The 12,057-nt window shown below is 67.5% G+C and carries 14 protein-coding genes; 5 read left to right on the forward strand and 9 right to left on the reverse strand.

Annotation, left to right across the window (positions count from 1 at the left end; genetic code table 11):
• The 6 genes from HUX53_RS07735 to HUX53_RS07760 all read right to left on the reverse strand — a co-directional run.
• A partial coding sequence (locus HUX53_RS07735) for an MFS transporter (RefSeq protein WP_176402470.1) occupies positions 1–1,590 on the reverse strand: 1,590 nt, incomplete at its 3' end.
• Positions 1,591–1,765: 175 nt separating this feature from the next.
• Positions 1,766–2,329 (reverse strand): DoxX family membrane protein, encoded by a 564-nt coding sequence (locus tag HUX53_RS07740; RefSeq protein WP_176402471.1) that lies wholly within the window; start codon positions 2,327–2,329, stop codon positions 1,766–1,768.
• 254 nt (positions 2,330–2,583) lie between these two features.
• Positions 2,584–3,036 (reverse strand): pyridoxamine 5'-phosphate oxidase family protein, encoded by a 453-nt coding sequence (locus HUX53_RS07745; RefSeq protein ID WP_176402472.1) that lies wholly within the window; start codon positions 3,034–3,036, stop codon positions 2,584–2,586.
• Positions 3,033–3,260: a non-oxidative hydroxyarylic acid decarboxylases subunit D gene (locus HUX53_RS07750; RefSeq protein ID WP_176402473.1), complete on the reverse strand. Its 228-nt coding sequence runs from the start codon at positions 3,258–3,260 to the stop codon at positions 3,033–3,035. Before HUX53_RS07750 ends, HUX53_RS07745 begins: the two co-directional genes overlap by 4 nt.
• Before the next feature lie 30 nt (positions 3,261–3,290).
• On the reverse strand, positions 3,291–4,715 hold the full coding sequence (locus tag HUX53_RS07755) for a non-oxidative hydroxyarylic acid decarboxylases subunit C (protein WP_176402474.1): 1,425 nt from the start codon (positions 4,713–4,715) through the stop codon (positions 3,291–3,293).
• The gene (locus HUX53_RS07760) at positions 4,705–5,298 is read right to left on the reverse strand and encodes a non-oxidative hydroxyarylic acid decarboxylases subunit B (RefSeq protein ID WP_176402475.1); all 594 of its coding nucleotides are present in this window, start codon (positions 5,296–5,298) and stop codon (positions 4,705–4,707) included. The genes HUX53_RS07755 and HUX53_RS07760 overlap by 11 nt, the downstream gene beginning before the upstream one ends.
• 99 nt (positions 5,299–5,397) lie before the next feature.
• On the opposite strand from HUX53_RS07760, the gene HUX53_RS07765 reads away from it, so the two are divergent.
• Positions 5,398–6,303, forward strand: a complete 906-nt coding sequence (locus HUX53_RS07765; RefSeq protein WP_176402476.1) for an AraC family transcriptional regulator — start codon at positions 5,398–5,400, stop codon at positions 6,301–6,303.
• Here HUX53_RS07765 and HUX53_RS07770 read toward each other — a convergent pair.
• Positions 6,272–6,718 (reverse strand): GNAT family N-acetyltransferase, encoded by a 447-nt coding sequence (locus HUX53_RS07770; RefSeq protein WP_309237105.1) that lies wholly within the window; start codon positions 6,716–6,718, stop codon positions 6,272–6,274. The two genes, HUX53_RS07765 and HUX53_RS07770, sit on opposite strands and share 32 nt — an antisense overlap.
• A 37-nt stretch (positions 6,719–6,755) precedes the next feature.
• Here HUX53_RS07770 and HUX53_RS07775 point away from each other — a divergent pair, with 37 nt between their 5' ends.
• The 3 genes from HUX53_RS07775 to HUX53_RS07785 are packed head-to-tail and all read left to right on the forward strand — an operon-like array spanning position 6,756 to position 7,715.
• Positions 6,756–6,947, forward strand: a complete 192-nt coding sequence (locus HUX53_RS07775; RefSeq protein ID WP_176402477.1) for a DNA-binding protein — start codon at positions 6,756–6,758, stop codon at positions 6,945–6,947.
• 31 nt (positions 6,948–6,978) lie between these two features.
• The gene (locus HUX53_RS07780) at positions 6,979–7,308 is read left to right on the forward strand and encodes an MmcQ/YjbR family DNA-binding protein (RefSeq protein WP_309237106.1); all 330 of its coding nucleotides are present in this window, start codon (positions 6,979–6,981) and stop codon (positions 7,306–7,308) included.
• Positions 7,305–7,715, forward strand: coding sequence for a hypothetical protein (locus tag HUX53_RS07785; RefSeq protein WP_176402478.1), 411 nt, complete (start codon positions 7,305–7,307; stop codon positions 7,713–7,715). The genes HUX53_RS07780 and HUX53_RS07785 overlap by 4 nt, the downstream gene beginning before the upstream one ends.
• A gap of 22 nt (positions 7,716–7,737) precedes the next feature.
• Here HUX53_RS07785 and HUX53_RS07790 read toward each other — a convergent pair whose 3' ends face one another.
• Together HUX53_RS07790 and HUX53_RS07795 are read right to left on the reverse strand one after the other, a co-directional pair.
• Positions 7,738–9,747: a glycoside hydrolase family 97 protein gene (locus tag HUX53_RS07790; RefSeq protein ID WP_176402479.1), complete on the reverse strand. Its 2,010-nt coding sequence runs from the start codon at positions 9,745–9,747 to the stop codon at positions 7,738–7,740.
• Between the two features lie 157 nt (positions 9,748–9,904).
• Complete coding sequence (locus HUX53_RS07795; RefSeq protein WP_176402480.1) at positions 9,905–10,276, reverse strand: signal peptidase I; 372 nt, start codon at positions 10,274–10,276, stop codon at positions 9,905–9,907.
• Positions 10,277–10,651: 375 nt separating this feature from the next.
• On the opposite strand from HUX53_RS07795, the gene HUX53_RS07800 reads away from it, so the two are divergent.
• Positions 10,652–11,842 (forward strand): glycoside hydrolase family 64 protein, encoded by a 1,191-nt coding sequence (locus HUX53_RS07800; RefSeq protein WP_176402481.1) that lies wholly within the window; start codon positions 10,652–10,654, stop codon positions 11,840–11,842.
• The last annotated feature ends 215 nt before the right edge of the window (positions 11,843–12,057 follow it).

Genomic DNA, 12,057 nt, shown 5'->3' on the forward strand with positions numbered 1-12,057 from the left:
ATCGGTGGTGCAGCGGTGTCTACCCTGTAGTCGTGGTCGGAAGCGTAGGAGGTGTATAAGGGCCAGCGCCTCCACCGCTTCGCGGCGCCCGGGGCCCGCGTCCGCCGGCGCCTTTTCGCCCTCCTCTCCCTCCTCTTCCTCCTCGGCCTCGTGGACGGTGAGCGGCTTGGCGATGTTCTCCAGCGACGCCTGTTCCGCCCGGACGCCGAAGAGCAGTTCGGCGATACCGCCGAGCAGCATGATCACGGCGCCGATGAAGAACCCGATCGCGACCTTGCTCACCATGCCGCTGTCGATGAAGTTGCCGAAGATCAGCGGGCCGGAGATGCCGCCGACCGCCGTGCCGATCGCGTAGAAGAACGCGATGGCGAGCGCCCGAGTCTCCATCGGGAAGATCTCGCTGACCGTCAGGTACGCGGAGCTGGCGCCGGCCGAGGCGAAGAAGAACGTCACGGCGACCAGCAGGATGAACGACCAGTTCGACAGCGCCTCCGTCCAGAGGAAGATTCCCAGCAGGACGGTCAGCGCGGCCGAGATGAAGTACGTCCCGGAGATCATCGGTTTTCGGCCCACGGTGTCGAACAACCGCCCGAGCAGCAGCGGTCCCAGGAAGTTGCCGATCGCGAACAGGACGATGTAGTACGGCACCGCCCCGGACGCCACGTCGAAGTACTTGCTCAGGATCGTGCCGAGGTCGAACGTCACCGCGTTGTAGAGGAACGCCTGCCCGACGAACAGCGCGAACCCGAGCGTCGCCCGCTTCGGATACACCTTGACCGCGACCTGGGCGATCTCCCGGAACGGGATGGCCTTGCGCTGCCGCACCGTGATGCTCTCGCCCGGTTCGTCCAGCCGGTGGTCGGTCTGCTCGCGGACCTCCGTCTCGATGCCGTCGACGATCCGTTCGGCGTCCTCCTCCCGCCCGTGGATGAACAGCCAGCGCGGGCTCTCCGGGACGTGCCGCCGGACGAGCATGATCGAAAGGCCGAGGACGGCGCCGACCGCGAACGCGTACCGCCAGCCCATGTCCTTGGCGAAGATCGAGGTGTTCAGGAACAGCAGCGCGGCCAGGCCGCCGAGCGCGGAGCCCAGCCAGTAGCTGCCGTTGATGGCGAGGTCGACGCGGCCGCGGGCGCGCGCCGGGATCAGCTCGTCGATCGCCGAGTTGATCGCCGCGTACTCGCCGCCGATGCCCATCCCGGTGATGAACCGGCACGCGAAGAAGTACCAGGGCGCGAACGCGAACGCCGTCGCCACCGTGGCGAGGATGTAGACGGCCAGCGTGAGGATGAACAGCTTCTTCCGGCCGAACCGGTCGGTGAGCTGACCGAAGAACAGCGCGCCGAGGCACGCGCCCGCGACGTAGATGGCCGCCGCCATCCCGATGTCGCTCGCGGTCATGTCGATGCCGCTGCCCGACTCCGTCAGCCGCGCCGCGACGGAGCCCACGATCGTGACCTCTAGGCCGTCGAGGATCCACACCGTCCCGAGGCCGACCACGACCATCCAGTGGAACCGCGACCAGGGCAGCCGGTCCAGGCGTGCGGGGATGCGGGTGGTGATCGTCCCCACGCGCGTGTCAGCGGTCATGCGGTACGCCCTCCAACTGAACCGGCGGCCATCCACGACCGGATGAACCATCCGTATGGCTACCCGTCAGCCGGATGTCACACCTCCCGGCGCATTCAAGAACGAGGAGAGGTTGAACAACGCGAAAAGGCGCCCGCGGGTGGCGGGCGCCTTTCGAATGGGGATCGGGGCGAGGTCACTTCAGGAATGGGAGCCGTTCGACGAGCCGGGTCTTGCTCCACCAGCGGCCGAGGCCCAGGGTGTCGCCGGCGCTGACCAGGGCCAGCCCGACGATCAGGATCGCGTAGATGAGGTGGTCGTCCATGAAGACGTTGTTCTCTGGGGGCAGGACTGCCGTCCACATCAGGACGAGCAGCGCGGCGCCGCCGGCGGCGGCGATCCGCATCCCGATGCCCAGGATGAGCGCGGCGCCGATCCCGGCGAGGCCGATCATGAACAGCCAGTCGGCCCAGGCGGCGCCGGCCAGGTCGTTGTAGAACCCGGCGAACGGGCCCTTGGGGGCGTGCGCCAGGAACCCCTCGGTGGGGCTGCCGCCGTCCAGCCAGCCCTTGCCGGCCGGGGTCGCGTGGCCGAGCCCGAACAGCTTGTCCACGAACGCCCACGCGAAGATCCAGCCCAGCGCCAGCCGGGCCGCGGCCCAGATGTAGCGGGCGGCGGGCGTCTCGGTCAGCGGCTTGGGGGCGACCACGCGGATCAGAGTGCTCCGCCTCACGTGCGTCTTGTGCTCGGAGACTGCCATCGCCGTCTCACCTTCCATCACATCGCCGTTTTCCTTCACCTCTCACTCAACTTCGGCCGTCCCTTTGGCCGTAGGTCCGTTCGGTCCAGGATCAGCGGGACCAAAGTCCCCGCGTTAAGGCGGGCCGTGATCGGACGAAAATGGCTGCTCTCACCCCATGACGGACGATTCCTCCGTGCGCACGGGGTCGTCGACCGGCGGCTCGGCGCCATCCCGTCCGGCCGCTACCTGGCGATTCTGCGGCCTAGGACGCCCTAGCCCTCGCCTGGCCATTCGGTCTTGTGGCCGAATCCCCGGGAGTTGTCGATGGCCCGCAGCCAGGTCGGCCGGACGCACCAGTGATCGGCCGCCGCGAGCGCGCGGGCCAGTTGCGCATCGTCCGCCACGAAAGGGAACCGTGCGGCGTAGGCGGCTTGGGCGCCGTCCAGGTCGGTGCCCGTAAGGCGCCGGCAGACACCGCGCCCTTGGACGCCGCGCAACGTGCGCCAGCTCTGGTCATCGTCCTGGACGGTGAAGGCCACTGGAACACCGTCCGGGTCGGACGCCAGCGCACGGCCATGCCGAGTCGAGCGCGAGCTGACGAACACCATGTCGCCGTCGCGGGTCGGGGCATAGAAGACCGCGCACACCTGCGGCCCGTCCTCGTCCACGTAGGCGAGGTTGAGGACGGTGCAGGCGTCCAGCGCGTCCCGAATCGCGTCGATCATCGGCTCTTGAGCGGCGGAACGGCCGGGACCTCCGGGGCGGACGCGATGTCCTCGGCGGTCAGCTTGAAGGCGTCGGGGAAGCGGTCGCGGCGGGTGCGCCGGTCGGGCTCGGTGGTGCGCCAGCAGTACAGGCAGCGCTCACACTGCACCACCTCCCACACCCCGGGGACGGGCGAGGCGAACAGCAACTCGACCCGCTCATGCGCGCAACGCGGACAGATCATGTCAAAACTCCCTTCCAGGTCATGAGTGGCTCAGCGGTGGGCGGCGAGGGAGCGGAGGCGAGCGAGCCAGTCGGCGGTTTCCGGGAGGTCGCGGACCTGGTTTCCGTAGTTTCCGCGCGGATCCGGGGGGACGGGGGTGGTGGCGTCCATGACGAGTTTGTCGGTGATGCCGGGTGTGGTCGCCTGCGGGGCGAGGCCCAGGACGGACATGTTGGGCAGCTGGATCAGGTCGCCCGCCGGGTTCATCTTGGTGGACACCGCCCACATGACCTGCGGAAGGTCGAACGGGTCGACGTCCTCGTCCACGACGATGACCGTGGCGGCGTAGCCGAGGCCGTGCGGGGTGCTGAGGACGCGCAGCCCGACGGCCTTCGCGAAGCCGCCGTAGCGCTTGGCGGTGGAGACGATGACGACGAGGCCGTGCGTGTACATGGCGTTGACCGCCCGCACTTCCGGAAACTCGGCCTTGAGCTGCTGGTAGAGCGGCACGCAGGTGTTGGCGGCGATCAGGTAGTCGACCTCCGTCCAGGGCATGCCGATGTAGAGGTGCTCGAAGATCGGGTCGGTGCGGTAGGAGATCCGATCGACGCGGATGACGGTCATGTTGCGGCCGCCCGAGTAGTGCCCGGTGAACTCGCCGAACGGGCCCTCGATCTCGCGCTTGCGGCCCTCGATGACGCCCTCGATGACGACTTCGGCCCCCCACGGCACGGGCAGCCCGGTCAGCGGGGCCTCGGCGATCGGTGCGGGCGCGCCGCGCAGTGCGCCGGCGAGTTCGTACTCGTTCTCGTCGTAGCGCATCGGGGTGGACGCGGCGATGGAGATGACCGGGTCATTGCCGATGGTGATGGCGACGGGCAAATCTTCGCCGGCCTCTTCGGCCTTTCTTAGTTGCAACGCGATGTCGTGCATTGGGACGGGCTGGAGCGCCAGCTTGCGCTTGCCCTTCACCTGGATGCGGTAGATGCCGACGTTCTGCTTGCCGCTGTTGCCCGGGTCTTCGGGGTCTTTTGAGACGACGGCCGCTTTGTCGATGTAGAAGCCACCATCGCCGTCATTGAGGCGGACGAGAGGCAGTACTTCGAAGATGTTCACGTCGTCGCCGTCCATGACGTTCTCCGCCCAGGGCGGGTCGTCCCGCCACTCGGGTGCGACGGGGAACGTGTCCCAGCGGCGGCTGAACTCGTTGACCTGCTCCTTCACGCCCATCGCCTTGGGTAGGCCGAGCGCGAGCGCATGGTTGGCCCACGACCCGTGGACGTTCATGGCGATGCGCGCATTGGTGAACCCGGCGACATTGTCGAAGTAGAGCGCGGGGGCGTCATCGCCCATCCGGCAGGCGGCGTTGGCCGCGGCGGCGATATCGGGTTCAGGCATCACCTCGTCGGTGATGCGCAGCAGTTGCCCCTCCTTGTCGAGATCATCCAGGAAACTGCGGAGATCGTCATAGGGCATGGTGGTTGCTCCTTTCACGAGCGGCCCGCATTCCTTCCCAGCGGCGTGCGGGGGCCGGCAGGTCGAACTGGTCCAGAACCCTGGCGGTGATGTGGTCGACAATGTCGTCCACCGTTTCGGGATGGTTGTAGAAGGCGGGCATCGGCGGCACCATCTGCACGCCCATGCGCGCCAGCGCGAGCATGTTCTCCAGATGGATCTCGCTGAGCGGCGTCTCGCGCGGGACGAGGACGAGCCTGCGCCGCTCCTTGAGCACCACGTCGGCGGCGCGGGCCACGAGCCCCTCGGCGTAGCCGGCCCGGATCGCCGCGAGGGTCTTCATGGAGCACGGCGCGATGATCATCCCGTCCGTCCGGAAGGAGCCGGACGAGATCGCCGCGCCCTGGTCGTCGGGCGCGTACACGGCGTCGGCGAGCGCGCCGACCTCCCGCGCCGACAGCCCGGTCTCCAGCTCGATGGTCGCCCGCGCCCAGCGGGACAGCACCAGATGCGTCTCGACGTCCGGGATCCGGGCGAGGTTCTCCAGGAGCCGGACGCCCAGCACCGCCCCGGTCGCGCCCGTCATTCCGACGATGAGTCGCATGGCCGTCCACTCCCCTGAGATTTCGGTCACGCCTGTCCGGCGCCGCGACTCACGCTATGGCGGCGGCGGATAATCGCTGGCAGAGATCGAGGACAGTGGATGAAGAAAAACGGACAACTTCCGCGGGCGGACATACCGCACGTCCCGTACCGTCCCGCCGCGGGCGCACCGCCGGGCGTGGAGGTCCTGGACCTGCCCCGGCTGATCGCGCGCGCCCGCGGCCACGAGGTGGAGATCTACGCTCCGCGGCGGCCGGTGTTCCACGAGTTCATCGCCGTGAAGGCGGGGACGGTGCGCTGCTCGGTCGACTTCCACGAGTTCCGGGTGCCGGCCGGGAGCTGGCTCTGGATGCGTCCCGGACAGATCCACCGCTACATGGGCGATCTGACCCAGGCCGAGGCGACCGTGGTGCTGTTCACCGCGGATTTTCCGGACGCCGCGACGCGCGAGGCCGTCGGGCTCGACCTGCGCGTCCACCACCGTCCGCTGACCCCTGTCGGGGCGCAGAAGGCCGCGCTGGACGGCACGCTGCGCCTGCTGGAGGACGAGGCCGGACGGCTCGCCGACCTCCCCCTCGAAGCGCACATCGACGTCATGCGCCACCTGCTCGGCGTCATCCTGCTGCGGCTGACGCACCTGAACGGCGGGCCCGGCTCGCCCGCCACCGCCAACGAGGTTTTCCAACGTTTCCAGCAGGCCGTCGACCAGGACCTCTCCGCCGGCCACCGCGTCGCCGACTACGCCGCCCGCCTCGGCTACAGCGTCCGCACCCTGACCCGCGCCACCCGCGCCGCGACGGGCTGCGGCGCCAAACGCTTCATCGACGACCAGATCCTCCTGGAGGCCAAACGGCTGCTGTCCCACACGGACTCGCCGCCGACCGCGATCGCCGAACGTCTCGGCTTCGCCTACTCCACGTCATTCAGCGCGTTCTTCCAGCAGCGGACAGGAATGCCGCCGACCGCATTCCGCGCTATGTCGCGGGGCGCTGAGGGCGGACCATGACGACCAGCGGATGACCACTGTCGTCGTCCGCCCGGCGTCCCCGCTCCTCGAACCCCATCCGCTCGTAGAAGCCGCGGGCCTTGGCATTGGCCTCGAATACGTCCAGCCGCACCTCGCCGTACAGCGCCACGGCATGCTCCACCAGAACTCGTCCGATGCCCCGTCCCTGCGCCTCCGGAAGGACGAACAAGCCGCCGATCTCACTTCCGAGCAGCCCCAGCAACCCGACAACGACGCCGCCGTCCTCCGCGACCCAGTTCTCGGCATCTCGCAGGTAGATCTCGCGCATCTTGCGCGCCCGCCGACCTTCGCCCTCACCTTCGACGAACGGGTGCGCCAGCTTGGACGCCCGCGACCAGAGATCCATCACCGCGTCCTCATCGGACGGCTCGTAACGCCGAATGACCGTTTCCACGCAGCGCACATTATTCGACCGCAGTTAGGTTGGCCCAATGAGCACCGACCTGCCCAAGCTCGCCGCTCCCGCCAGACGAGCCCTGGCGTCCGCCGGCTACACCGACCTCGAACAGCTAGCCACCGCCCGCGAGAAGGACATCGCCACGCTGCACGGAATGGGCCCCAACGCCTTGAACACCCTGCGGCAGGCCCTCCAGGATCAGGACTTGTCGTTCGCCGACGACTGACTGTCCGACGCGGCTGATACAGCTTCTCAATGTGAGCATCGAAAAGTTCCTGGAAGTCGCCCACGGTCTGCCCGAGGTGACGGAGAACGAGTCGTTCGGGGGCATGACCGGCTTCAAGGTGCGCGGCAAGGGCTTCGGCTACCTCAACGAAGCGGACGAGACCGCCATGCTCAAGGCCACCCGCGAAGAACAGGCCGCTCTCATCGCCGAGGCCCCGGACGTCTTCTCCCCGTCCTGGACCAGCGGCCGCTTCGCCTGGGTGACGATAGACCTGCGAAAAGTCGACCACGACGAACTGGCCGAACTGCTAACCGAAGCCTGGCGCCTCACAGCCCCCAAACGCCTAGCCGCAGGCACATGACGCCGCCCCTCCCCCAAGCGGCCGACCTAACGTCCCTCGTCCTACGCACCGACTTCAGCGACGAAACGGCCTGGAACACCCTGAAGACACTGCTGGACGACCACGCGGAACACCCCCACGCGACCTACGTCAGCGACCCGGCGTACACCAATGTCAGCATCCAAACCCGCATCGAACGGAACACGTCACCCCCCGACGACCACCTGCTTCTCGCCGACGCGACGACCATGACCGACGACGAGCATCCACTGCTCGCCGTCGACCTTTACGACGAACCAGGCCGGACGGTTCGCGTACCGCCCCGCTGGTACGCCGAAGTCTCGGCCAACCTGTGCATCGCGAACCTGGACTTCGCCGATTTTGCCGACACCGCCGACGAGACAGGCACCTTCCGAGGCTTCAACTAGCGAACGGCCAAGAGCCCGGCCGTCAACGACCAGTCGGGTCCAGTGCCCTGGCGTCGGCGAGGGTGGCGGGGCGAAAGCGCACCGCCTGGCCGCCACTGCGCTTGAGGACGGCCGTGAAGGCGTCATCACGAGTGACGATCGATCGCCCGACCTCAAGCCACGCATCGTCGCGATCTCCCGCATCGGAGTAGGACTCTGCGACCCACCTGCCCTTACCGAGGAACGACAGCGGATACCGCAACGTCTGCGCCCGCTCCCCCGTGATCGCGCCGACGAACCAATCCGCACCCGAACGGCGCGCGACGACAAGGTGGTCGCCGACCTCCGCAGCGAGCACTCTCGTCTCGTCCCAAGTAACCGGCACGTCCTCGATGAACCTGAGACCAGGCGACTTCACATAGTGCTCGGGCAGGTCGGCGGCCATCTGCATCCCCGAAAAGTAGGTGACGTAGTAGGCCAGTTGCTTGGCGGCGGTGGTGTGCACCCGGTGGCCGTCACCACGCGGGTCCCAGAGGACGTCCATGATGCCGGGCGTGTAGTCCATCGGCCCGGAGAGCATGCGAGTAAACGGCAGAATCAGGGTGTGCTCGGGGCTGTTTCCATCACCAATGGCATCCCACTCCTGGCCCCGCACGGCCTCCCGCGCAAGCGCATTAGGAAACGTCCGAACCTCCCCGGTCGCGTGAACGCACTCGTGGCAGTCGACGTTGATCCGATACTGCGCGGCCTTCTCCAGGACGAGTCGGTAATGATTGACCATCCGCTGGTCATAGTGATGATGCCCGGCAATCTTCCCTACGTACCCCGTCTTCAAATAGCGGATCCCGAGCCGCGCATACATCGCGAACGCAGCATCGATCTGCCTCTCATAATTCTCAACCCCAGCACCGGTCTCGTTGTGAACAACAAACTCAACACCCTTGCTCTTCCCATAAGCCACAACCTCGGGAAGGTCAAAGTCCGAGGTCGCCTCCGTGAAGTCCTGGTCCGCCCAAGAGCCCTCCCACCCCCGGTTCCATCCCTCAACAAGCAGCCCCTGAATACCATGCGCCGCCGCAAAGTCGATGTACTCCTTGGCACGCCCGGTAGTAGCCCCATGCCGCGGCCCGCTCTCCCACGTGGCCTGCTCATGCTGGATCAGCCACCAGATCCCCACATATTTGATCGGCTTGATCCACGACATATCCCCCTGGCAGATCGCACACGGCGGATTGAGGTTCTCCACCAAATGCGACTCGATCAACCCGCCCGCGCTACCGGCAATGGTCAACACCCGCCATGGAGTACTTCGCCCAGTCCCAGTAACAACCGCAGCCGCCCGTCCAGGCGTAGGCACAAGCCCAACCCGCAGCCGCCCAGCCTCCGGCACCACGGTCATAGCCGCGTAGTCATCCAGATCAGCCTCATGGATCGAGAGATAAGACCCATCCCCATACCGAAACGTCACCGGAGTATTAGACGCTCCCATGGCGCTAAAGGCAGAGACCTGCCACGGCTTCTCATCGCTATCAAAGTCCCGCTCCGTCCACCACGCCGTCGGATCTCCATCCAGCGCAAACTCCGTAGCCTCGTCCACAATCTCCAACGACCGCAGCCCAGCCTGCCGAGGCACCTGATACCGAAACGCCACCCCATCGTCATAAGCACGCGCAACCACATTGAAGACCCGCCCATCCACCTGCCGAAGCCGGACGGTCAACTCCCGATAGTGATCACGCACCCGCGAGTCGGCCCCCCAAACCGGCCGCCACGTCCCATCCCCGGCAACGATCCGGGCCCCGGTCAGTTCCACACCACTACCGAGCACCGACCCGTCCGCGAGTTTCAGCCCCAGCGCGGACGGCCGGACGAGGACAGTCCCGCCCCGCCTGACGGAGTACTCAAGCCGTCCGCCCTCGACCGACACCGTCAGCGACAGAACCCCGTCCGGAGACCGCACGGTCGGATTCCGCGGATCCTGCGCCCTGACGGCCACCGCCCCACCGGCAAGCGCGGCAAGGGAGACGAAGGACGCAAACAGGACGCGGAGCACACGAGATCCGAACAACGCCCTTCGCACACCACGAATCTCGACGCAACACCGCCCCACGTCAAGATCCCATCCACCAAACCCCCAGCCCACACGCACCCGCACACGGCCGAACCCTGGACGAGGCCGAACTGGTCCGCGCCTGCAAGTGCTTCGCCGCTCAGGGGGATGTGGTCGGATACTGGTAGCTCGGCAGGGATGGCCAGCGGACGGCCAGGACGACGGAGTCTTGTTCGGCCTCCCAGGAGTGGCTGATGCCGTGGAAGACCACGTAGTCGCCCTGGTCCGCCAGCAGTACGTCCCGCCCGGGAAGCTCTACCCGGAACCGGCCGCTGATGAGGATCAGGACAGCGGTCCGTTGCTCGTCGGCAACCCACTCCGACCGGCGCTCGCCCTGCGGGTGAACAGCCCACTTGATCTCGACATCATCACTGTGCCGGGCATCTTCTCCGGGAAGGAAGTGGCCGATGAGCCAGCCGCGACGATCGCCGGCGTCAACAGCCGCGTTGCCTGTGTAGATCGTTTCAGCCACGGTCCGGGACCGTAGCGAAGTCGATCCAGCGCCGCCGCCGGGATTCGCGGCGAACTCCACATCGGCGGCCGCGGCTGTCCTACTTGGACTTCGGTGGGCCCGGCCGGCCGCTGCTGGCCCCTGCACGAGGGGCGGACGTGGGAGCACCTGGCGCAGCAGTGGCGGGTCATCGCGCCCAACCAGCGCCGGCATGGTGACTCCGACCAGGCCACATCCCGGTGAAGGGCCGCGGGCAATGCCGGGGGCCCGGCGCGGGTAACTGGAAAGAGTCTTGACAGTAGTTGTGTGATCCGAAACCTTGTATATGTTCCATCCTGATACGCGCGTGTCAGACAACGGTGAACCGAACCCCTTCCCCCCGCCAAGGAGTTTCCGTTGGTCTCCCGCAGATCGTTTCTCGCAGCGGCCGGAGCGGCCGCACTCGCCACCCCGTTCGGACGTGACCTGCTCGGCAGGCCGGCGTTCGCCGCGCCTTCGACGTGCGGGCTCACGCTCGCCAACCACGGCTCAGCTCCCGTGCGGGCCTACATCACCGGCCGCGAGCAGGGCACCAATCGGCTGATGCTGCTCCGCGCCGACAGCACGCCGTACTACCCCGCGTCGCCGTCGGCGCCGCAGACGCCGCTGCCCGTGGACTGCTCGATCCCGGTCGGCGCCGGCGGCGAAGCGAACATCACCCTCCGGCAGATGTACGGCGCCCGCATCTACTTCGTGAAGAACGACCGGCTCGACTTCTACGTCAACCCCGGCCCCGCGCTCGTCGAGCCGGCCTTCTCCAACCCGTATGACTCCAACTACCTGAAGACCTGGTCGTTCTGCGAGTTCACGTTCAACCCGACGCAGATCTTCGCGAACATCTCCTACGTCGACCTGCTCACCGCGCTGCCGATCGGGCTCCACCTCGTCGGCGACTCCACGCACACGGTCGCGTCCGCGCCCGCCGGAGCGGTCAACGCGGTAGCGAACGCCCTCGTCGCGCAGAAGAACGCGGACGGGCAGCCCTGGGACCGGCTCGTCATCCGCAACGGCGGCGGCGTCCTGCGGGTCATCGCGCCGCAGGGCTACATGGCGAGCAACCCCGGCGCCTTCTCCTCATACTGGGACGGCTATGTCAGCCGGGTGTGGGACAAGTACGCCCGCACCGACCTCAAGGTGGACATCCAGGCCGGGCGCGGCGTCTACACCGGACGCGTCAACGGCGGCGTGCTCAGGTTCAATGACGGCAGCACGTTCGCGCGCCCCTCGTCCAAGGACATCTTCACCTGCAACGACGGGCCGTTCGCCAACAACCCGGGTGACGGCGACATCAAGAAGGCCCTGCTCGCGCGCATCGCCGCGGCGTTCAACCGCAGCACGATCCTGAGCAGCGCCGATCAGCCGAACGGCACCCGCGCGTCCGACTACTACAAGGACCCGACCACCAACCACTGGGCGCGGGCCCTGCACGCCAACACGCCGATCGGTTACGCCTTCCCGTACGACGACGTCTGCCCGGACGGCCAGCCGGACGTCTCCGGCGCGGCAAGCGACGGCAACCCCCGCCGCCTAACCGTCACCGTCGGCTAGGCGAACGCCCACATGCGGTGTCCGGGCCATGCAAGCGGCACAAGAACCACCCGCTTGCATGGCCCGGCCAGGGGCCTGACTCGTCGGCGGCGCCGATGCGGCCGAAGGTGTGCGGGGCTCCTTCAGCGCACGGGCGGCGGCCGACACCCTCTTTTTGGCGAACCCAGAACCGTGGCCGCTGGGGGTACGATCCCGCCCGGCCTGGGCTCCGACCG

It is taken from the genome of Actinomadura sp. BRA 177 (assembly GCF_013372625.1).
In the GTDB taxonomy this organism is placed as follows: domain Bacteria; phylum Actinomycetota; class Actinomycetes; order Streptosporangiales; family Streptosporangiaceae; genus Spirillospora.